The sequence below is a fragment of the Pseudomonas asuensis genome, from assembly GCF_014646755.1.
GTDB lineage: Bacteria > Pseudomonadota > Gammaproteobacteria > Pseudomonadales > Pseudomonadaceae > Chryseomonas > Chryseomonas asuensis.
In genome coordinates this window covers 347,464-369,199 of the sequence record NZ_BMNW01000003.1, presented here as the reverse complement: position 1 = coordinate 369,199, position 21,736 = coordinate 347,464, and the positions used below count along the sequence as shown (strand labels likewise).

Sequence of the window (21,736 nt, the reverse complement as noted above, 5' to 3'; positions counted from 1 at the left end):
AAAATAAGCATAAATACATCTGATTAAATGAATTATTATAGCTTTCATCTACTGGCTAAACGTTCCGTTTGCCCTTTGGGAGGCATTAACTATGTACCGTAACGTTCTGGAATTGCATACCGGCCAACCCGCCTCAGATGGAGCGGGCGTACGCATGACACGTGTATTCGCTGGCCATGGCGTTGAGCGCTTTGATCCTTTCCTCATGCTGGATCAATTCGACACAGCCAACGCTGATGACTATATCGGTGGCTTCCCAGCTCACCCTCACCGTGGTTTCGAGACAGTTACCTACATGCTCGAAGGCCGTATGCGCCATGAAGATCACTTGGGCAACCAGGGACTCCTTAGTCCTGGTGGCCTGCAGTGGATGACCGCCGCTCGCGGCATTATTCATAGCGAAATGCCTGAGCAGCACGAAGGCGTAATGCGAGGTTTCCAGCTGTGGCTGAACCTGCCTGCAAAAAACAAAATGGACCCTGCCAGCTACCGTGACTATGAACCCGCTGAAGTACCTCGCCTGACAACGTCCCAAGGCGTAGAGGTCGTTGTGCTTGCGGGTCAGTTCAATGACGGGGAATACCAACAGACAGGCGCTGTGCAACGTCCGGATACGGATCCACAGTATTTTGACTTCATCATGCCCGCGCAAAGCACTATCAGCCCAAGGCTTCCCGAGGGGCATCGCGCTTTACTTTATGTGTATGAGGGAGAGATAGAGGTCGGAGGCGATACGGCGGTCCACGTAACGACAAATCGTTTGGTTCGCTTGAGCGATGAAGGACAACTGACGATTCGATCCTCTCAAGGCGCTCGTGTGCTGTTAATTGCAGGCGCGCCATTGAATGAACCCATTGTTCAGTACGGCCCCTTTGTCATGAATACGCGTGAGCAGATTGAACAAGCGCTACAGGACTACCAGCGAGGCGAGTTTGGTCAATGAACACCAGCCAATTCCAGTCCTAGAAATTGAATCAATTGATCTCGCTTGGCCAAGGCATCTCGCCTTCCAAGCGCGATCAATTCCGAACAATAACCTGACTCGAATAGCAAATAGCTCAACACCGCAGATCCGCCTTTCTTGGTCGTACCGGACCCGCGAAGAAATAAACGCAGGGATCTTGGCAGTTCATGCCGAAATCGAGCGGCAATCTCAGCCAGCGGTTCACTGGGTGCAATCACCAATGTTTCAACCGGTTTAACTCTTAAGCGTCCCTGCCGCTCGGCAGGAGGAATCATCTGGCTCATTAAATTGATCCGCTCAAGCATTTCCGTGTCGCTTTCCAGACTGTCAATAAACGTACTGTTCAACAGATGCCCACCAATCTGCGCCAGCGTAGGCGCCCTGCCGGTTGCAGCAGAAGCGTCCTCCGAATGAGAGGCATCGGCGTGCGCGTTGTTACTGACGCCTACAATCAGTACTCGATTAGCACCAAGGTGCAACGCTGGGCTAATGGGTGCGGCCTGCCGTACCGATCCATCCCCCAGGTATTCACGCCCTAGCTTGACTGCTGGAAAGATCAGCGGAATGGCTGAACTGGCCATTAAGTGCTCTACGTTCAGTCGAGTTGGAAACCCAACCCGCCGGTGACGCAACCAAGGATCGATAGCGCCATGACCTTGGTAAAATGTCATCGAGTGGCCAGAATCATAACCAAATGCAGTAATCGCAACGGCCCTAAGATGCCGCGTCTTGACTGCCGCTGTAATGCCCGAAAAATCCAGCTCCCGGGTCAACAACTCGCGCAAAGGTGCATTATCAAGCAATGCTGTCGGCGTCCTGCCACGAATGCCAAAGAAGTTTTGTCCGACAAAACGACTGGCTTGCCGGATGATCCCTGACCAGTCACTGCGATAGACCTGATGAATGTGAAAATCCCGCCAGACCTCAGTCAGGCGCTGACAGGCATGCTGAAACTGCAGCGCACCACAGGCCAGTACCGTCGCATTTATGGCACCCGCCGATGTCCCCACAATGACGGGAAAAGGATTGCGTGCACCCGCAGGCAGCAACTCGGCAATGGCGGAAAGCACGCCTACCTGGTAAGCCGCTCGGGCACCTCCACCAGACAGGATCAGCCCTGTAACAGGAACAGTCGAAGTAGCGTCCAACACCTTTTCCTTGAGCCTAGAGGCTAAAACAGACTAAGCCGCCATGAGCATAGCGTGTCATTGACACTCCGCAGAGATTAGTCCTCCTTAGAGTATAGCTTGGGCTCTCCAGCAGGCCGCGTCTTGAAGCGTCGGTGTGCCCAGAGATACTGCTCGGGCAGTTCACTGACACACTTTTCTACCCATTGATTGACTCTCAAACAATCGGATTCTTCAGTCTCGCCAGGAAAGTTTTCCAACGGCGGATGGATGACCAGGCGGTAACCCGAACCATCTGCGAGCCGTTCCTGAGTAAAGGGCATGACCAGCGCTCGGCCTAGCCGTGCAAACTTGGTCGTGGCGGTAACGGTAGCGGCCTGAATTCCGAATAGCGGCACAAAGACACTTTGCTTGGCACCATAATCCTGATCCGGTGCGTACCAAATGGCGCGTCCGCTCCTGAGCACTTTTAACATAGCCCGCACATCCTCGCGTTCTATAGCGGTGGCATCAAGATTATGCCGCTCACGGCCCCGTCGCTGTATGTAATCGAAAACCGCATTCTTGTGTTCACGGTACATTCCGTCGATGGTATGCCGCTGCCCAAGCAGCGCAGCACCAATCTCAAGCGTCGTAAAATGCAACGCCATCAGAATGACCCCTTTGCCCTCCTGCTGGGCTTGCTGAAGATGCTCGATCCCTTCGATATGGGCAAGCTTACTCAGGCGCGATCTAGGCCACCACCAGCTCATGGCCATTTCAATCAGAGCAATACCACTCGAGGCGAAGTTTTCCTTGAGCACACGCTGGCGCTCAGCCTCACTCCACTGAGGAAAGCACAGCTCAAGATTGCGCATCGCGATATGGCGTCGGCTGGCAGAAACGTGCAGTATGGCCCAGCCTATTGCGCGACCCAGGCGGAGCAGTACGCAATAGGGTAGCTGTACGACCAGCCAGAGTACGCCCAACCCTAGCCAGAGCAGCCAATAACGGGGATGAAGAAAAGCAAGTCGAAAGCGAGGGCGTTCCATCAAACATCCTGGTGAATATTAAACGGTACATTCTACATTCCTGACCGTTAGCAAGCAGCCATGCTTGCGACATGCTTGTCATCTCGTTATAAGTCCTCGGCATCTGACGCACGCGGTCCCAACATGAGCCAGGTTGATCTTCTCGATAACGATTCCGTATTCCAGCTAAAAGGCAACATGCTTGCCATTACTGTACTGGAACTCTCCCGTAACGACCTTTCGCGCCTTGATCGCCAATTGGCGCAGAAAGTGGCACAGGCGCCCAACTTCTTTCATGACACTCCACTCATCCTGTCGCTCGATAAACTCGACGAAGATGATGAAGCACTCGACTTAGGCGCCCTGCTCGATCTCTGTCGCCGTCACGGCCTGCGCACCCTGGCGCTGCGGGCCAGGCGGCCTTTGGATATCCGGGCAGCCAATGATTTCGATCTGCCTGTGCTTCCTCCGTCAAACGGTACGGGACGTGAGCGCGCCCTTGAGCTGCGTGAGCGCGAGCCATTAAAAGCAGAGCCAGCCCCTGAACAGGAAAAGCCTGTAGAGCCAACTATAAACCCTACCAAGGTTATTACCGCACCGGTACGCGGTGGCATGCAGCTTTATGCACCCGGTGGAGACCTGGTGGTGTTATCCTCGGTAAGTCCGGGAGCTGAATTGCTCGCAGACGGCAATATTCATGTGTATGGTCCCATGCGAGGTCGCGCCCTTGCAGGTGTGAAGGGCGACACAAAAGCAAGAATTTTTTGCCAGCAACTCACCGCCGAACTGGTCTCGATTGCTGGACAATACAAAGTAGCGGAAGACTTGCGCAGACATCCTCAGTGGGGGAATCCTGTTCAGATTAGTCTGTCTGGAGATGTGTTGAACATCACACGTCTTTAACGGATACTGCCGCGAATTTTTTACGAAGCGGTAGTGTCATCACTACCGCTTCCAGACCCGAGTGGCGTCTGGAGTCCAGCCGAGTATTGTGTAGTGTTCCGGCGGCCAATTTTTGGTACTCCAGCCGTTCATTCCGTGAGCTTATTTCGAATTTAGGGTGAATCAGCTTGGCCAAAGTACTCGTAGTCACCTCCGGTAAAGGCGGTGTCGGCAAAACAACCACAAGCGCGGCCATCGGCACTGGTCTGGCCCTGCGCGGCCACAAGACCGTTATCGTCGACTTCGACGTGGGTTTGCGTAACCTCGACCTCATCATGGGTTGCGAGCGTCGCGTTGTGTATGACTTCGTAAACGTCATCAACAACGAAGCAACGCTCACCCAGGCGCTTATCAAAGACAAGCGTCTTGAGAATCTATACGTGCTGGCAGCCAGTCAGACACGCGACAAGGACGCCCTTACTCTAGAGGGTGTCGGCAAGGTCATCGAAGAACTTAAGGGTAGCTTCGAATATATTGTGTGCGACTCCCCTGCTGGTATTGAGAAAGGCGCTCACCTGGCCATGTACTACGCTGACGAGGCGATTGTCGTGACCAACCCGGAAGTCTCTTCCGTACGTGACTCGGACCGGATGCTTGGCCTGCTCGCCAGCAAGTCCAAGCGCGCAGAAAATGGCGAGGACTCTATCAGGGAGCACCTGCTGTTGACTCGCTATAACCCTGAGCGGGTTAACAAGGGTGAGATGCTGGGCGTAGAAGACGTGGAAGAAATTCTGGCTATCCGTCTTCTTGGCGTCATTCCTGAGTCGCAGGCTGTTCTCAAGGCATCGAACCAGGGTATCCCGGTCATCCTTGATGAGCAGAGCGATGCTGGTCAAGCCTATAGCGACGCAGTAGAGCGTCTGCTCGGCAAAGAAATGCCCCATCGCTTCCTGGATGTGAAGAAGAAGGGCTTCTTGCAACGACTATTTGGGGGGAACGAATGAGCCTCTTTGCTTTCTTTCGCGAGCGGAGGAAGCAGAACAGCGCTTCCATCGCCAAAGAGCGGCTACAGATCATCGTTGCCCATGAGCGTGGACGCCACTCCCAGCCCGACTATCTGCCTCAGTTGCAGAAAGACCTGCTGGAAGTAATCCGCAAATACGTACCAATCGAGCAGGACCAAATCCAGGTGGAACTGGAAAATCAGGGCAGCTGCTCGATTTTGGAACTGAATATCACCCTGCCAGACCGAGATCGTTGATTTTTGTCCGGTTATTCATCGGCGGTCTTGACCGCCGATGGGCTCTCTCCTGAATGTGACATGCCTCTTTCAAATATCCGTTTCATCCACCAGGACGACGCGTTACTGGTAGTAGACAAGCCGACCCTGCTGCTTTCGGTTCCCGGTCGAGCCGAAGATAACAGGGATTGCCTGGTAACTCGCCTCCAGGAAAACGGCTATCCCGAGGCACGTATTGTGCACCGCCTGGATTGGGAAACCTCTGGGATCATGGTGCTTGCCCGCGATCCAGATAGCCACCGCGAGCTCTCTCGCCAGTTTCATGATCGCGAGACAGAGAAAGCCTATACCGCGCTTTGCTGGGGCGAGCCTGAGGCCGACAGCGGCCGTATTGAGTTACCCCTGCGGTATGACCCCCCAACCAAGCCACGCCATGTCGTTGATCATGAGCTAGGCCGTCACGCGTTGACATTCTGGCGTGTTCTGGAGCGCTGCGGGCATTACAGTCGTGTCGAACTGACACCTATTACAGGACGCTCTCATCAGCTTCGTGTGCATATGCTATCTATAGGTCATCCATTATTGGGTGATCGGCTCTACGCCCATGAAAAAGCGCTGAATGCATACTCTCGATTGTGCCTACACGCGAGCCTCCTCGCGCTGACCCACCCCAAGACAGGCGAACGAATGCGTTTTGAAAACGTAGCGCCGTTTTGATGGACAGGCTGCCACGACGCCATAGGCAACGAGCCGGCTCGCCCTACGCTACTGTGTGCGCTGAACCATTGGAGTGAGCATGCAGGGGTTAAGCTTGATCTTGGCTGTGGTATTGGCCGAAATACGCTTGAGCTGCGCGGGCTAACATATCGTCATCATTGATGCGTCTGCGGAAGCTTTTGAGCGTTTAAGTACCGGTTTACACGCAAACAACGTGAGCGCCTTGCCTTGCAGCAGGCTCGATTGAAGAGCTACAACGGCCTATACGCCTCTTGATTAATGCCCGCTTCTCACTTCCCTCTGCCAGCCTGCATCCTTCAATGCCTTATGGTACTCAGCTTTCTCTAGCCTGCAGCCAAACGGATTTATCGCAGGTCAGTTATTCGAGCCACAAGGCGGTAAGGCAGTGTCAGGCGTTATGGTAGTGGCAGCCCCCCTTCTCGCGTCGCCGTCAGACTAGCTTTAATTCACTTCAAGAAAGTCGAGCGGACCGGGAGACCACAAAAGGAGCCGACAAGCACGGGCATCTTTTGAAATTGTGGTCTGCGGTCGACCAACTGAGTTAGCCGCCTAACATCATAAATGGATAGACTAGGGACATATCGTAAGGAGTACCGCATGCGCGACACACTCAATCAAGGTTTGATCGACTTTCTCGCTTCGTCCCCTACCCCTTTTCATGCCACCGCCACGCTGAGCCGCCGTCTTGAGCAGGCTGGCTTTCAGCGTCTGGATGAAAGGGAAACATGGCATATCCGCCCGGGCGGACGCTACTACGTCACACGCAATGATTCCTCATTGATCGCGTTCCGCTTGGGTGACGATCCGCTACGCAACGGATTACGCATGGTGGGTGCCCATACCGACAGCCCTTGTCTACGCGTAAAGCCCAACCCTGAACTCTACAAGCAAGGGTTCTGGCAATTGGGCGTAGAGGTATACGGTGGGATGCTCATGGCACCCTGGTTCGACCGTGACCTGTCATTGGCAGGCCGTGTGACCTTTCGCCAAACCGGTACACAGCATAGTCGTTTGATAGATTTCAAACGTCCGATCGCCATCATTCCCAACCTTGCCATTCACTTGAATCGCGAAGCTAATCAAGGCTGGCCGATCAATGCCCAAAATGAGCTTCCACCTATCGTGGCGCAGGTTCCAGCCAGTGAGCGCCGCGATTTTCGTGCACTGTTGACCGAGCAGCTGGAAAGAGAACATGGCATTCTGGCCGAGTCGGTACTCGACTTTGAGCTGTCATTTTATGATGTTCAGAAGGCCGCCGTTGTTGGCCTGGATGAAGACTTCATTGCAGGTGCCCGCCTGGACAACTTATTGTCCTGTTATGCAGGCCTGGAAGCGCTTCTGTCGGCGGATGGCAATGAAAGCTGCGTCCTGGTATGCACAGACCACGAGGAAGTTGGTTCAAGCTCCCATTGCGGCGCAGACGGCCCATTCCTGGAGCAGGTGATGCGCCGTGTGCTGCCAGAAGGCGAAGACTTTACCCGAATCATTGCCCGTTCGCTCTTGATCTCCGCTGACAACGCTCATGGCGTACATCCTAACTATGCCGAAAAGCATGATGGCAACCATGGGCCTAAACTCAATGCCGGCCCGGTTATCAAGATCAATAACAACCAGCGCTATGCCACCAACAGCGAAACCGGTGGATTCTTCCGTCACCTGTGCCTGGAGAATGAGGTGCCGGTTCAGAGCTTTGTCACTCGTAGCGACATGAGTTGCGGCTCGACCATCGGACCGATTACAGCCAGCCAGCTAGGGATTCGCACAGTAGACATTGGCTTACCCACGTTCGCCATGCACTCGATTCGCGAACTCGCTGGCAGCCATGACCTTAACTACCTGGTAAAAGTCCTCAAAGCTTTCTATTCCAGCCATGTACTGCCGTAAGGCAGAGGAAACCGCACGATGATCACGCATATCCGCAATAGTCTGCTCGAAGCCAAGACAGCACTGGATAATTTTTTGGCTGACGAACAGGCGCTGCAGAATATCGAGCGTGCGGCAGAACTGCTGATTGAAAGCTTTGAGCATAAAGGCAAGGCGTTTTCGTGTGGCAACGGTGGCTCCATGTGTGATGCCATGCACTTTGCTGAAGAGCTGACCGGCCGTTATCGCAAGAACCGCCCTGGCATCGCTGCCATTTCCATCAGTGATGCCAGTCATATCAGTTGTGTGGCGAATGACTTCGGCTACGACTACATCTTCTCTCGCTATATTGAGTCCCATGGCCGTGAGGGCGATGTCTTGCTGGCCATCAGCACCAGCGGCAAGAGTCCTAATGTGCTTAAAGCCGCTGAAGCCGCAAAGGCACTAGGGATCAAGGTTATTGCCCTGACGGGTAAATCAGGCTCTCAACTTGAGACCATGGCAGACGTCTGCATTTGTGCCCCTGGTGGCAACTATGCTGATCGCGTTCAGGAGCTGCATATCAAGGTCATTCATATTCTTATGGAGCTCATCGAGCGCACGTTGAGCCCGGACAACTACGCCTGACCAACCCCTTCTGATACGGCGTCATATAACGGCGCCGTACATCACTCACTCCGGCACGTCTACGCTTACATGGATAGCGTCATGCCGCCAATATTCCAGATCACAATCGATCAAACGCCCCTGCTGATCACGATTGATACGTGTGATATGCAATGCAGGGCTTCCCATACTGACCTTGAGCGCAAGCGCAGCGTCGGCCTGCAAGGCGGTAGGCCGCATTTCGAAACGAACACGTCCATAACGAATGCCGTATTCGCTGGCATATAAATCGGTCAGTGAATGGGTCAGATCGAATTGCAGGATGTTGGGAAAATAGATCGGATTGAGATAGTGCTCTACATAGAGCACCAAGCGACCATCTATGCGTCTGGCTCGCCGTATCTGATACACGCCTGTGCGCTCAGGAAGCTCCAAAAGCCCGCATACAGTAGCATTAGCCGGTACCAGCCGAGCCGATAGCACCTCAGTGGCCGGTACCCGGCCCTGCCCTGCCACCATGGCATGAAAGTGCGAACGCACTAGAGGGTTGTACGCAACCCTGGGAGGCGAGACAAACCAGCCGCGACGCTCCTCCCGGTAAATCAGTCCCTGTGACTCCAGCTGTCCGAGTGCTTCACGCAATGTAATCCGCGTGGTTGAAAATGCCTCGCTCAACCGCCGCTCCGCGGGTAATTTGCTGGAAGGTGCAAGCGCACCGCAGACAATCCGCTCTTCCAATGTGCGGCAAATCGCTGTGACAGTTTTCGGTGCATCGTCGTGCGGGCTTGCTCTCATTTGGACTAGTCCAGCCAATAGGGCTCACGCATGCCTGAGCTAAAAAGAATATGGCCAGCATAGATCACCTACATGACCACCCCGTTAAGCAGAAAGCCTAATTGGCGAGTCACCACTGAAGGTACATCCACGCATCAACACAGTCAGGCTGGAAATCAAATCGTCATTCTTCGCCGGTAGATTGGCTTGTGTCTTGCTGACCTAGACCAGCCAATCGACCACACCTCGAAGGAGCGCCTAATGAAACGCTTGCTTGCTTCACTGTTGGGTAGCGCAATTGCGCTGAATGGCACCTTGGCCCTGGCTGCCACGGATATGAATGCGCTTGAACAGGCTGCCCGCCAAGAGGGGCAGGTAGATAGCGTGGGTATGCCGGACACTTGGGCCAACTGGAAGGACACCTGGGCCGACCTGCAAAAGAAGTATGGCCTCAAGCACATGGATACAGACATGAGCTCGGCTCAGGAAATCGCCAAATTTGCCGCTGAGGGGGAAAACGCTACTGCTGATATTGGTGATGTAGGTGCTTCGTTCGGCCCTGTCGCCGTAGAGAAAGGCGTGACCCAGCCTTATAAACCGACTACCTGGGAGCAGATTCCCGACTGGGCCAAGGACAAGGATGGTCACTGGATGCTGGCGTATACCGGCACTATCGCGTTTATTGTCAACAAGCAGCTGGTAGCTGATGTACCCCATAGCTGGGCCGATCTGCTCAAAGGCAACTATAAAGTTGCCATTGGTGATGTGAGCGCTGCCTCCCAGGCTGTCAGCGGTGTGCTGGCAGCAACCTATGCCAATGGTGGAGATGAAAAGAATATCAAGCCCGGCCTGGAATATTTTGGCAAGCTGGCTCAACAAGGCCGCCTGTCTATGACCAACCCGGTCGTCTCGACACTGGAAAAAGGTGAAGTCGAAGTAGGCATCGTCTGGGACTTCAACGGTTTGAACTATCGCGATCAGATCGACCAATCCCGCTTCGAAGTGCTCATTCCTTCGGATGGCTCGATTACGTCCGGCTATACCACGATTTTGAACAAGCACGCCAAGCATCCCAATGCCGCCAAGCTCGCCCGGGAATATATTCTTTCTGATGAAGGACAGATCAACCTGGCACGTGGTTACGCCCGCCCTATTCGAGCCGACCATATCCAGCTACCCGAGGATGTGAAAGCCAAACTACTGCCAAGTGAGCAGTACGCCAGTGCCAAGCCCATCGCCGATGCCAAGGCGTGGGAAGAAACAGCCAAGCGCCTGCCACGCCTCTGGCAGGAAAACGTGATCATGCAGATGAAGCAGTGATCTGATGAGAACGATCCTGGTTGTGCTTGATGGCCTTGCTTATGGAGTGGCCCATGACTGCATGGGCTATCTACAGGGAATGTGTAAGGCTGGACGTGGACGGCTCTATACCTTGCAGTGTGAACTACCGTCCCTGTCACGCCCGCTTTATGAGTGCATCCTGACAGGCGTACGTCCTGTCGACAGTGGCATTACGCATAACCAGATCGTTCGGCTCTCGAACCAGCGCAGCGTGTTTCATTATGCACGTGCAGCACACCTTACTACGGCGGCTGCGGCTTACCATTGGATAAGCGAGCTTTACAACCTGTCGCCTTTCGAGGCCCCGCGAGACCGTCATACCTGCGCACCTGAGCTGCCTATTCAGCATGGGCATTTTTATTATGCCGATCATTATCCAGACTCTCACCTCTTCGACGATGCAGAAAGCCTGAGAGTGCGCCACTCACCTGACTTTCTTCTGGTTCACTCGATGAATATCGACGATGCGGGCCACACGCACGGCCTTTCCAGCAGTCAATACCGCAATGCCACACGAATGGCCGATATATATTTGTCCAACTATCTACCAATCTGGCTAGAGGAAGGCTATCAGGTGGTGGTGACCGCCGATCACGGCATGAACGATGATCGTAGTCATGGAGGCGTCTTGCCTGAAGAGCGTGAAGTACCTTTATTCGTGTTTGGCTCAAGCTTCAGCCTGAAAGAGGCAACACCGTTACAGGCCGATCTATGCGGCACGCTCTGCGAGCTTTTAGGTGCAGCGCATGACAAGCAGGTTTGCCGGGAGTTACTGGCATGAAAGGCAAATGGCTGGCCACATTATGCCTTTTGCCATTTCTGATTTTCTTTTGTGCGTTCCAGATAGCACCGTTGATCTGGATCGCCGTCAATAGCCTCAAAAGCCTGGACGGTTGGGGGCTGGGTAATTTTAGCGAGATCCTTGGGTCCCCCTTCTATCGCCAGGCCATGCGCTTCTCGCTGGAAATCTCTGTCTGGTCCAGCGTACTAGGCCTACTGATTGCAGTATTGGGCAGTTATTCGTTACGCCAGGTCGACTCAAGGCTAAGGGACTTCGTAACGGCCTTTGCCAACATGACGAGCAACTTTGCCGGCGTTCCCCTGGCCTTCGCCTTCATCATCCTATTGGGCTTTAATGGCTGCTTGACCCTACTGCTCAAGCAAGCCGGATTGATCGAAGATTTCAATCTGTACTCCAAAAACGGACTGATTCTGATCTATACCTATTTTCAGATTCCGCTCGGTGTTCTGCTGCTCTACCCCGCCTTTGACGCTCTGCGCGAAGACTGGCGCGAAGCAGCCTCACTGCTTGGCGCCAGCACATGGCATTTCTGGCGGCATATCGGACTGCCCGTATTGACCCCGGCACTGCTCGGCACTTTTATCATCCTGCTAGCCAATGCATTAGGAGCGTATGCAACCGTCTACGCCCTGACAACGGGCAACTTTAATGTCGTTCCGGTACGCATCGCAGCATTGGTTTCTGGCGATATATTCCTGGATCCAAATCTGGCCAGCGCCCTCGCCATGCTGCTGGTGATTCTCATGACTGTCATTACCTTTACCCATCAGTGGCTGCTACGCCGGAGCTACCATGTCAAACGCTAGCCGGTCGGTTTCGCTCTACCATCGCCTGGTTGTCTGGCTGCTATTTCTGATCCTCCTGCTTCCGCTCGCCGCTACCCTGCTGTATTCATTGGCAACCCAATGGTCTGCCACGCTTCTACCCAGCGGCTTGACACTGAAATGGTATGCGGCGCTCTGGAGCGACTCACGCTTTCTCATCGCATTTGGCCACTCGCTGGTCGTATGCGTGGGGGCGCTGCTGTTGGCAATATTTCTTGTACTGCCACTCATGTTCGTGATCGCCTACCACTTTCCCAGGCTCGATGCGCTTATGAACGTATTGATCCTGCTGCCATTCGCCGTACCACCAGTGGTGTCATCAGTAGGGCTGTTACAGCTCTATGCGGGTGGACCGCTTCCCTTGATAGGCACACCATGGATTCTGATTGGCTGCTATTTCACCATTGCCTTGCCGTTCATGTACCGGGCCATCAGCAATAACCTGCAGGCATTGAATGTCCACGATCTAATGGATGCCGCTCACCTTCTGGGTGCCAGCACCTTCCGGGCAGCCCTTCTGGTGGTACTGCCCAACTTACGCAAGGGCCTGATGGTAGCGCTATTTCTTTCGTTCTCGTTTCTGATAGGCGAATTCGTCTTTGCCAATATCTTGGTGGGCGCGCGTTACGAAACCCTGCAGGTTTACCTATACAACATGCGCAACGGCAGTGGCCACTTTACCAGCGCGCTGGTTATCTCCTACTTTCTGGTTGTGCTGATCGTAACGTGGGCGGCCAGTGGTTTAAGTCGGGACAAATCATGAGCTTTTTAAGCGTCAAACAGCTGCACAAGAGCTACGGCTCGACCATGATCTTTCAGGATATTGAGTTTTCTGCCAAACAAGGTGAGCTGGTCACGCTTCTAGGCCCTTCAGGCTGCGGAAAATCCACACTCCTTCGCTGCCTGGCCGGACTTACCCCCGTGAACGGTGGTCGCATTCTGCTTGATGGCCAGGATATCGCAGCCTTATCTCCTCAGAAGCGCGGCATCGCCATGGTCTTCCAGAGCTATGCGCTGTTCCCCAACATGACAGTGGCGCAAAACGTGGCTTTCGGCTTGAAGATGCAAAAGGTGGATCGACAGACGCTAATCAGACGCACGGCTGAGGCGGTCGAACTGGTAGAACTCAAGGGATTCGAAGGTCGCTATCCCCATCAGCTGTCGGGAGGGCAATGTCAGCGTGTCGCCCTTGCGCGCTCCCTCGTTACACGCCCACGCCTGCTGTTGCTCGACGAGCCGCTGTCTGCCCTGGATGCACGTATTCGCAGGCATCTGCGTGAGCAGATACGTAGCCTGCAACAAGAACTCAATCTTACAACCTTGTTTGTCACCCATGATCAGGAAGAAGCCCTGACGATGTCCGATCGCATCGTCTTGATGCAGGAAGGCCGTATTGTACAAAGTGGTGATGCAGAAACTCTCTATACCGCACCGGCGACCCTGTTTGCAGCAGGCTTTATGGGGAACTACAACATTCTGGATGCTGCACAAGCATCCGCCTTGTTAGGCCACAACTTCGGCCAACAGGTAGCGATCCGGCCTGAATCGATCAGGATTAACGCCTCGGAAGGCCCTAGTGCAGAGATCATCGGACATACCTTGCTAGGCAATGTCATTCGCTACCGTGTGCGGACCATGGGGATCGAGCTCTTGGTCGACGTCCTCAATCATGATGCCTCCGCCTTGCGCACACGCGGCACACACGTCACATTGGGGATCGATTTATCTGCCGCAAGAGAAGTCGCATGACCCTCGCTATTTTCGACCTTGACGAAACCCTGATTGATGGTGACTGCTCCAGCCTTTGGTGCCAGCGAATGGCTCAACTCGGCTGGGTTGACGAGTCTTTCATCGAGCGTGACGCTGCCTTGATGCAGGCCTACTCTGAGGGCTCTCTGGCCATGGAGGAGTACATGGCATTCGCCCTTGAGCCGCTCATAGGCCGAGCACCTGAAGAACTGGAGCCCGAAATTGACGCCTATGTTGAGGATGTTATCGAGCCCCTGATCTTTAGCGATGCCTGCCGCTGTATTGCCGAGCATCGTGCCAAAGGTGACCGGATTGTGCTGATTTCAGCCTCCGGTGCCCACCTGGTCGAGCCGATTGCTGGCAGGCTTGGCATTAGCGAAATACTGGCCATTGATCTGGAGTTGGCTCACGGTGTTTATACCGGCCACACTCAAGGTATTCTGACCTATCGAGAGGGCAAACTAACGCGTCTTCTTGAGTTGTTGGAAAATCGGGAGGAGGAGCTTGCAGAAGCCAGTTTCTATTCCGACTCACGTAATGATTTACATCTGCTGGAGCGGGTCGGGCATCCACATGCTGTAAATCCTGACCCTTATCTGCGTGAGCAAGCCAACCTGCGGGGCTGGCCAATCCTTGAATGGAAGTAGCTAACGGAAGCTGGCCATGCCTAGAGCATGGCCAATGCCGGACTCAGGTCAGGCTATCGTCAAGAATCATGACAACCTTGCCGTTCACCTTGTTGCTCGATAACGCAGCAAATGCCGCCTCGGCATCCTTGGCAGCAAATTGTCGCTCGAGATTTGGCTTGAGCTTGCCCTCCGTAAACAGCGGCCAGACACGCGCCGCCAGCTCTGCCATCAATCGAGCCTTGAACGCTGTATCACGGTTACGCAGCGTAGAGCCGATCAAACTGATGCGCTTGCCTAGCACCTTGGCCAGATCAAACTGCGCCTCTTTGCCGCTCATCAATCCAATCAGAACCCAACGCCCATCACGGCGCAGCACATCCAGATTCAGCTCGGCGTAGCCTGCCCCTACCGGATCAAGGATCACGTCGAAAGGTCCAAAGTCGCGCAAGCCGTCCAGCCCTTTATGCCGATCAACGCCTCCCTCAGCGCCCAGCGAAATGCAATAGTCTAATCGCTCAGCGGAGCCTACGCTGACCCAGCAGGGATTACCAAAGGCCTTACAGAGCTGAATAGCAGCCGAACCTACGCCACTGGCTCCCGCGTGTAAAAGCACCTTTTCGCCGGGCTGCAGGGCTGCCAATTCGAACAGATTGCACCACGCTGTTGCCCAGACTTCAGGCAGCGCTGCGGCCTCAGCCATTGAAAGCCCTTCGGGAACCGGAATCGCATGCTGACCATGAACGACAACTTCACTCGCCATGCCACCACCGCCCAGCAACGCACAAACGCGATCCCCTACGTTCCAATTAGCACCTTCGCCGACCTCAACTACTACGCCAGAACATTCCAGACCCAAGGTTTGCGGGGCTCCAGGTGGTGGTGGGTAATTACCAGACAATTGCAGAAGATCGGCGCGATTAAGCCCCGCTGCAGCCACCTGAATGCGAATTTCTCCCGCAGAAAGTGCAGCACTTGTCAGCTGTTGCCATTCAAGCTGACCTTCAATACCTTGCAATGCGTTCACGGTGCCTCCATAGTGAGATAGCTTTTGACCTTTAACAGCGTACTTGACTGTTGCGGGGAACCGGAACGGTCAAGTACGGCCTATAGCGTTATTACCCGTACTCTAGTCGAATCAAGCATGAAGCAGCTCTTCCCCCGTACCGCCCTCCTGTTCATCCTCGGTGTCAGTGCTTTGCCGCTGGCGGCCAAGACAGCGAGCCCAAACGTCTGGGACGGTCTCAAACCAGACCGCGATCAAGTCGTGGCAAGTCTCAATGTGGTAGAGCTGCTCAAGCGCCATCACTACAGCAAGCCACCGCTTAACGATGAACGCTCGATAAAGATCTATGACAGCTATCTCAAGATGCTTGATCCCAATCGGTTGTATTTCAATGCAGCCGATATTTCCGAGTTTGATGCATGGCGGACTCGCTTCGACGATCTGCTCAAGCAAGGCGACCTGAATCCAGGCTTTACCATCTACAAACGTTATCTGGATCGTGTAAAGGAACGCCTGGACTACACGCTAGGCCTGCTGGATAAAGGCATTCCTCAGTTGAATTTCGCGGCAGACGAGACGTTTGACGTCAATCGTGAGAAGGCTCCATGGCCTGCCAATACTGCCGCACTGGATGAACTGTGGCATAAGAAGCTTAAAGATGAAGTCCTGCGCCTGAAACTGGGCGGTAAGGATGATGCAGCCATCAAGGAGCAGCTGCAAAAACGCTATCGTAATCAGCTGGCACGCCTGAAGCAGACCCGCAGCGAAGATATTTTCCAGACCTATATCAACGCCTTTGCTCAAACGTACGACCCGCACACGCAGTACCTCTCGCCCGAAAGCGCAGAGAACTTCGATATCAACATGAGCCTCTCTCTTGAGGGCATCGGTGCAGTGCTGCAAAGCGACAACGATTACGTACAGATCGTGCGCCTGGTACCGGCTGGTCCGGCCGACAAGAGCAAGCAGCTGGCTCCAGCCGACAAGATTGTAGGCGTGGCTCAAGGTAAAGATGGCGAGATGGTCGATGTGGTCGGCTGGCGTCTGGATGAAGTAGTCAAAAAGATTCGCGGTGCAAAAGGCTCTGTCGTGCGCCTGGAAGTCATTCCGTCAAGCAATCCGCCAAACGACCAGACGACCAAGGTCGTCTCGATCACCAGGGAAGCGGTAAAGCTTGAAGAGCAGGCTGCCCAGAAACACATCATTGACGTCCCCCATAACGGCAAAACCTATAAGTTGGGCGTTGTCGATGTTCCCGCTTTCTATCTGGACTTCAAGGCGTATCGTGCAGGTGACCCGAACTACAAGAGCACCACTCGCGATGTTCGCAAGCTAATCGGTGAGCTGAAAAACGAGAAAGTTGACGGTATTGTCATCGACCTTCGTAACAACGGCGGTGGCTCCCTGCAGGAAGCAACCGAGCTGACTGGGCTCTTCATCGATCAAGGCCCAACGGTGTTGGTGCGTAATAGCGATGGCAAGGTAGATGTCCTGGCTGACGATGAAGGCGACGCTTTTTACACAGGACCTATGACCGTATTGGTCAACCGCCTGTCGGCATCGGCATCGGAAATTTTCGCCGGTGCCATGCAGGATTATCACCGCGCACTAATTGTAGGTGGACAGACCTTCGGAAAAGGTACGGTGCAAACGATTCAGCCGCTTAACCACGGCGAATTGAAGCTGACCCTAGCCAAGTTTTATCGCGTTTCAGGCCAGAGCACACAGCACCAAGGCATTATCCCGGATATCACTTATCCGGACATCGTAGACAATAAGGAAATTGGCGAAAGTGCCCTGCCTAACTCCATGCCGTGGGATACGATTCGCCCAGTTCTTGAGGTCGATAAAAACCCGTTCAAGCCTTACTTGCCTCAGCTGATTGACCTTCACGACATGCGAACCAAGACCAATCCGGACTTTGTGTTCGCTCGTGAACGCCTTCAATTTGCCCAGGATGTCATGAAGGATACGACCGTCAGTCTGAACGAGCAGAAGCGTCGCGCTGAACAGGATGCTCTTGATAAACGACAACTGGCGATTGAAAACGCGCGCCGGGTAGCTAAAGGTGAAGAGCCACTCAAGGAGCTGAAAAAGATCGACGATGATGCAATCGCGGCGGCTAATAACGATGACAAGACAAAACCACAAGACGACGCCTACTTGATGGAAAGCGGCCAGATCCTGCTCGACTATCTGGACTTAAGCCAAGGCCGCACGTCTCACTAACCGCCGTCATCAAACAGTCATCGAACTGTCGTGAAATGAACAAGGCCAGCTTATCGCTGGCTTTGTTTATTCAGGACCCAAGATAGATGACCGTCAACGAACAGTTGAGTGCACTTGAGCACATACTGGCTCGAGGTGATTTGCATAGCCTTTTCCAGCCTATTGTCTCCTTGAGTGAGCGCCGCATCATCGGCTATGAAGCACTCAGTCGAGGGCCTTCCAATAGCCCTCTGCACTCTCCGCTCCCGCTGTTTGCCGTCGCTCGAGCGACACAGCGCTTGTCGGAACTGGAAATGGCATGCCGCGCCAAAGCCTGTACCGGCTTTCGCGATCTTGGTCTTGAGGGCAAACTCTTTCTTAACGTTTCACCTGAATCACTCCTTGAGAGCAGCCACGAACAAGGCCGTACCTTAAAGCTCCTGCAACGCCTGGGCATTCCAGCCAACCGAGTAGTTATTGAGCTAACCGAACAGTCCCCGACGGATGACTTGGGATTACTCGATACCGCATTGCACTATTATCGAGCGATGGGCTTCTCAATCGCTCTAGATGATTTAGGGGCCGGATATTCCAGCCTGCGCCTATGGTCCGAGCTGCGGCCAGATTATGTAAAGATTGATCGCCATTTCATTGATGGTATTCACCGTGACGGTGTTAAGCGTGAGTTTGTAGGTTCAATTCTTCAGATGGCCAGAGCCTCCAATGCCATAGTCGTTGCCGAAGGCATTGAACTGCATGACGAACTTGTCGTACTGGCAGAAATGGGCATTGACTTGGTTCAGGGCTACTTGTTGAGCCGCCCTGAAGCAAACCCACCGCGCGAAGCACGTGAGATCATGCCGCGCCTAGAGGCCCGACCTAAAAGCCTTACAGAAGGCGGTACAGGCTTGACGTCCATGCTATTGGAACGACCTGCAGTCACGGAGCACACCTTGATCCCTGCTGTCATGCAGCTCTTCCATGATAAACCCAGCTTCAACTCTCTAGCCGTACTTGATGAGCAAGGTGCACCTGTCGGGATTGTTCATCATTACGCTCTAGCAGAAACCTTGCGCAAGCCCTTTGCACCAGACCTGTTTGGCCGCAAGCCCATTACACGCCTGATGCATCTGGATTTTCTTTGCGTAGAAAAAAGCCAGTCACCTCTTCACGTTAGCCGACTATTAACCCAGCGTGCCAAGCAGCGAGTGGAAGAAGACTTCATCATTGTCGATCAAGGCCAATATGCCGGCATGGGCCGTGTGGTTGATCTCCTTCAACTCATCACTGAGCAGAAGATCCAAGAGGCCCGACATGCCAACCCACTTACAGGCCTGCCGGGTAGCGTGCCGATTCATCATTGCCTGAGTCAGTTATTGGAGCACAACCAGAACGCCATCCTGTGTCACCTTGATATAGACAGCTTTACCCCTTTCAATGAAATCTACGGCTATGCAAAAGGAGATGAGGTATTGCTATGCCTGGCCCAGGTTCTGGCAGAGAGCATTGATCGCACGCAAGATTTTGTTGGCCATTATGGAGACGATAACTTTATAGTTGTTCTGCGCTCTATGGACTGGCGTGCCCGGCTAACCCGGCTCATGGAAACGTTTCAAGGACGCTGCCGCCGCTTCTATGCTCCAGAGCATCTGGATGCAGGTTGCTTGATTACAGAAGATCTTGAAGGCTGCCGTCGCGAATATCCCCTACTCTCTCTTTCACTAGGCGTTGTAAGAGTTACAGCAGAAAGCCGAACCTCACGCGACGCCCGCCAGTTGCTCAAGCTGGCTGAAAGCGCCAAAGCTCAAGCTAAAACCATTCCCGGCTACAGCCTACACTTGATGGCCGAAATGGTCTGACCTAGTCATTGGGGGGATAAGTGTACTCAAAAACGCGCGTAACTTCCGACGCATGCCAAGCGGCAGCAGCTATACCGTCCACTTGGCCATTGAACCGTCCGACCCGCTGAGCACACTCGAAAAAACCGGGACGCGGTAAACGACTGGCGCCCTGACTGACGACGAGCGCACTGCGCAATGGGCTACCTTGACGGGCATCTAGAGCCATCAAATGCTCTAGCGCAGCAGTTAGCGTAATCATGGCTGGAGTCGGTAACTGAAGACGCTCAATCAATGAGCGATACGTTACCAAGTGTCGCTGGCAACGAGCCTCTTCCAACTCAGCCAGCAGCGCCTGCCAATGGGTACGACTGATATGTAAAGCCACGATCCAAACCTGATTTCAACAAGAGGCTATTATACAGAACAGCTTATCCTGCCCTGATACGCAAGCCTCTTACAATCAGATACCAGCTCGCTCAACCACTATAATGCCCTCGGCTGGCTTCTCATGAGGGTGCGGCGGAGCCGACAATGACCGCTGCAGCGCTACAGGCTGAGCATCTCGCCACGCTCGAAAAGCATCCAGCTCGCTCTTCCAGGTTTTGCTTACCCACGCCAACACCGCTAAATCATCAATAAAGCCAAACGTCAGCATCCAGTCAGGGATCAGATCAATCGGCGACAGGAAGTAAACAAGCGCTGCTACCACCGACAAAAGTGCCTGCCGGCTAATACCGCGATACTCCCCACGCCACCACGCCAATAGCAAGGAATGAAACAAGCCTAAGGTATCCTTAGCGGCACCCAGGCGAAAATCTCGCTTTGCCAATTTGCGCCCTACAGCCAGTAGCAGCGCCGGTAATCGGCCCCGAACAAGAAACCGTTGAGCAAGCCTTAGGTAACGATCAAATCCAACCGGTGGCTTCATGGGATCTCCCCCGCCTTGCAAAGGCAGTCTGATAGAGCGATTGGTCAATAGTTAAGCAAATACTTAAATTAGAGCATCTTCTTCGTTACAGGTTTCCAAAAACAAAAAGCCCCGTATGAACGGGGCTTTTCTCTAGCAAGCAGGATATTACTTCTTGGAAGTATCTTGCTCTTGCACAGTATCCGATTCGTCGGAAGGCTCCTGCATCAGACCATTATCGCCTTGAGCATTCGCATCCTTAATACCTAGCAGCTCCAGATCAAAAACCAGAACTGAATTGGCAGGAATAGCAGGGCTCGGGCTCTGCGCACCATAGGCCAACTCACTAGGAATGTACAACTTGTACTTCTCGCCCACATGCATGAGCTGTAGCGCCTCAACCCAACCAGGGATCACGCCGCTAACGGGCAGATCAATCGGGCTGCCACGCTTGATGGAGCTATCGAACACAGTGCCGTCGACAAGGCGGCCTTCGTAGTGAACCGTCACAACATCATTTGGCTTGGGCTGTGCACCTTCGGCCTTTTTAACAACCTCATACTGCAAGCCGGATGCTGTCGTTACGACACCTTCGCGCTTGCCATTTTTTTCCAGAAAGTCCTTACCCGCTTTGGCAGTGTCTTCGCTGATTTTGGTCATGCGCTCTTCTGCACGTTTCTGCAGATCGGCAAATGCATCTCTTAGCTGATCATCAGTGAGCTTTTGCTCTTTCTTGCCCACAGCATCTTCAATACCCAAAGCCACCGCTTTTGAATCCAGGTCGTCGATGCCTTCCTGAGCAAGGCTTTTACCCATGTTCAAGCCGATGCCGTAGGAGGCTTTTTGAGCCGGGGTTTCAAGATTGACCTTGGATTGTGAGTCGCAGCCGCTGAGAACCAGGCCAACGAGGGCCACTGCTGCTGCCAACCGGTGCTGTTTCATGCTGTTTCCTTGTCCGTGCGCGAAGCGCGTTCGATAAAACCGCGAGCTTATCAGGGCCTAACTGCCACTGGCTACGGCATGATAAGAATAGTTCGTAGCTTATAAGTTCAGCGCTGAATAGCGACTGAATACAAAACAGTCCCTATGCGTGACGTATCAAACAAACGTGAACATGCAGGCTGGACATGTCTAAAAGGCGCTTCTAATGCGCATAGCCTTTTAATAAAAGCCACGTATGAAGTAGATAATCGGAAGAGATAGAGTAAATTGGCGGAAACAAAAAAAG

22 protein-coding genes are annotated in these 21,736 nt (G+C 53.6%); 15 read left to right on the top strand and 7 right to left on the bottom strand.

Features of this window, described 5'->3' with window-relative positions; genetic code table 11:
- The first annotated feature begins 91 nt into the window (after positions 1–91).
- On the top strand, positions 92–943 hold the full coding sequence (locus IEX86_RS08455) for a pirin family protein (protein WP_188865688.1): 852 nt from the start codon (positions 92–94) through the stop codon (positions 941–943).
- Here IEX86_RS08455 and IEX86_RS08450 read toward each other — a convergent pair.
- Together IEX86_RS08450 and IEX86_RS08445 are read right to left on the bottom strand one after the other, a co-directional pair.
- Positions 937–2,112, bottom strand: coding sequence for a patatin-like phospholipase family protein (locus IEX86_RS08450; RefSeq protein WP_188865687.1), 1,176 nt, complete (start codon positions 2,110–2,112; stop codon positions 937–939). The two genes, IEX86_RS08455 and IEX86_RS08450, sit on opposite strands and share 7 nt — an antisense overlap.
- Before the next feature lie 77 nt (positions 2,113–2,189).
- Complete coding sequence (locus IEX86_RS08445; protein ID WP_188865686.1) at positions 2,190–3,122, bottom strand: lipid A biosynthesis lauroyl acyltransferase; 933 nt, start codon at positions 3,120–3,122, stop codon at positions 2,190–2,192.
- Between the two features lie 123 nt (positions 3,123–3,245).
- Between IEX86_RS08445 and minC the strand changes: the two genes are divergently transcribed.
- The 6 genes from minC to lpcA all read left to right on the top strand — a co-directional run bounded on the left by minC (position 3,246) and on the right by lpcA (position 8,451).
- Entirely contained in the window at positions 3,246–4,004 is a 759-nt protein-coding gene (gene minC / locus IEX86_RS08440; protein ID WP_188865685.1) for a septum site-determining protein MinC, read from the top strand.
- A 167-nt stretch (positions 4,005–4,171) separates the two neighbouring features.
- Positions 4,172–4,987 (top strand): septum site-determining protein MinD, encoded by an 816-nt coding sequence (gene minD / locus IEX86_RS08435; protein ID WP_188865684.1) that lies wholly within the window; start codon positions 4,172–4,174, stop codon positions 4,985–4,987.
- Positions 4,984–5,244: a cell division topological specificity factor MinE gene (gene minE, locus IEX86_RS08430; protein ID WP_188865683.1), complete on the top strand. Its 261-nt coding sequence runs from the start codon at positions 4,984–4,986 to the stop codon at positions 5,242–5,244. Before minD ends, minE begins: the two co-directional genes overlap by 4 nt.
- 60 nt (positions 5,245–5,304) lie before the next feature.
- On the top strand, positions 5,305–5,940 hold the full coding sequence (locus IEX86_RS08425) for an RluA family pseudouridine synthase (protein WP_188865682.1): 636 nt from the start codon (positions 5,305–5,307) through the stop codon (positions 5,938–5,940).
- Positions 5,941–6,558: 618 nt separating this feature from the next.
- Positions 6,559–7,845 (top strand): M18 family aminopeptidase, encoded by a 1,287-nt coding sequence (locus tag IEX86_RS08420; RefSeq protein ID WP_188865681.1) that lies wholly within the window; start codon positions 6,559–6,561, stop codon positions 7,843–7,845.
- 18 nt (positions 7,846–7,863) lie between these two features.
- On the top strand, positions 7,864–8,451 hold the full coding sequence (lpcA, locus tag IEX86_RS08415) for a D-sedoheptulose 7-phosphate isomerase (protein WP_188865680.1): 588 nt from the start codon (positions 7,864–7,866) through the stop codon (positions 8,449–8,451).
- A gap of 45 nt (positions 8,452–8,496) precedes the next feature.
- Here lpcA and IEX86_RS08410 read toward each other — a convergent pair whose 3' ends face one another.
- A complete protein-coding gene (locus IEX86_RS08410; protein WP_188865679.1) occupies positions 8,497–9,225 on the bottom strand; it encodes a UTRA domain-containing protein in 729 nt (242 codons plus the stop codon).
- A gap of 240 nt (positions 9,226–9,465) precedes the next feature.
- Here IEX86_RS08410 and IEX86_RS08405 point away from each other — a divergent pair, with 240 nt between their 5' ends.
- Genes IEX86_RS08405 through IEX86_RS08380 form a run of 6 tightly spaced genes read left to right on the top strand, consistent with a single transcriptional unit; the run spans position 9,466 to position 14,567 of the window.
- The gene (locus IEX86_RS08405; protein ID WP_188865678.1) at positions 9,466–10,524 is read left to right on the top strand and encodes an ABC transporter substrate-binding protein; all 1,059 of its coding nucleotides are present in this window, start codon (positions 9,466–9,468) and stop codon (positions 10,522–10,524) included.
- Positions 10,525–10,528: 4 nt separating this feature from the next.
- Positions 10,529–11,326 (top strand): alkaline phosphatase family protein, encoded by a 798-nt coding sequence (locus tag IEX86_RS08400; RefSeq protein ID WP_188865677.1) that lies wholly within the window; start codon positions 10,529–10,531, stop codon positions 11,324–11,326.
- Entirely contained in the window at positions 11,323–12,153 is an 831-nt protein-coding gene (locus IEX86_RS08395; RefSeq protein WP_188865676.1) for an ABC transporter permease, read from the top strand. The genes IEX86_RS08400 and IEX86_RS08395 overlap by 4 nt, the downstream gene beginning before the upstream one ends.
- The gene (locus IEX86_RS08390) at positions 12,140–12,934 is read left to right on the top strand and encodes an ABC transporter permease (protein WP_188865675.1); all 795 of its coding nucleotides are present in this window, start codon (positions 12,140–12,142) and stop codon (positions 12,932–12,934) included. Before IEX86_RS08395 ends, IEX86_RS08390 begins: the two co-directional genes overlap by 14 nt.
- Positions 12,931–13,920 (top strand): ABC transporter ATP-binding protein, encoded by a 990-nt coding sequence (locus IEX86_RS08385; RefSeq protein ID WP_188865674.1) that lies wholly within the window; start codon positions 12,931–12,933, stop codon positions 13,918–13,920. The genes IEX86_RS08390 and IEX86_RS08385 overlap by 4 nt, the downstream gene beginning before the upstream one ends.
- Positions 13,917–14,567, top strand: a complete 651-nt coding sequence (locus tag IEX86_RS08380) for an HAD family hydrolase (protein WP_188865673.1) — start codon at positions 13,917–13,919, stop codon at positions 14,565–14,567. Before IEX86_RS08385 ends, IEX86_RS08380 begins: the two co-directional genes overlap by 4 nt.
- 43 nt (positions 14,568–14,610) lie before the next feature.
- On the opposite strand, the gene IEX86_RS08375 is transcribed toward IEX86_RS08380, so the two are convergent.
- Positions 14,611–15,573: an NAD(P)H-quinone oxidoreductase gene (locus IEX86_RS08375; RefSeq protein ID WP_188865672.1), complete on the bottom strand. Its 963-nt coding sequence runs from the start codon at positions 15,571–15,573 to the stop codon at positions 14,611–14,613.
- A 117-nt stretch (positions 15,574–15,690) separates the two neighbouring features.
- On the opposite strand from IEX86_RS08375, the gene IEX86_RS08370 reads away from it, so the two are divergent.
- Both IEX86_RS08370 and IEX86_RS08365 read left to right on the top strand, forming a co-directional pair.
- The gene (locus IEX86_RS08370) at positions 15,691–17,781 is read left to right on the top strand and encodes a carboxy terminal-processing peptidase (RefSeq protein ID WP_188865671.1); all 2,091 of its coding nucleotides are present in this window, start codon (positions 15,691–15,693) and stop codon (positions 17,779–17,781) included.
- A gap of 86 nt (positions 17,782–17,867) precedes the next feature.
- Complete coding sequence (locus IEX86_RS08365) at positions 17,868–19,619, top strand: bifunctional diguanylate cyclase/phosphodiesterase (protein WP_188865670.1); 1,752 nt, start codon at positions 17,868–17,870, stop codon at positions 19,617–19,619.
- Position 19,620: 1 nt separating this feature from the next.
- Here IEX86_RS08365 and IEX86_RS08360 read toward each other — a convergent pair whose 3' ends face one another.
- The 3 genes from IEX86_RS08360 to bamJ form a co-directional block, all read right to left on the bottom strand.
- Entirely contained in the window at positions 19,621–19,986 is a 366-nt protein-coding gene (locus tag IEX86_RS08360; protein WP_188865669.1) for a hypothetical protein, read from the bottom strand.
- Positions 19,987–20,061: 75 nt separating this feature from the next.
- Positions 20,062–20,529 carry a YkvA family protein gene (locus IEX86_RS08355; RefSeq protein WP_188865668.1) on the bottom strand — a complete coding sequence of 156 codons (468 nt, stop codon included), beginning with the start codon at positions 20,527–20,529 and terminating at the stop codon, positions 20,062–20,064.
- Between the two features lie 147 nt (positions 20,530–20,676).
- Positions 20,677–21,450: a BamJ family beta-barrel-assembly machinery protein gene (gene bamJ / locus IEX86_RS08350; RefSeq protein ID WP_188865667.1), complete on the bottom strand. Its 774-nt coding sequence runs from the start codon at positions 21,448–21,450 to the stop codon at positions 20,677–20,679.
- Positions 21,451–21,736: the final 286 nt, after the last annotated feature.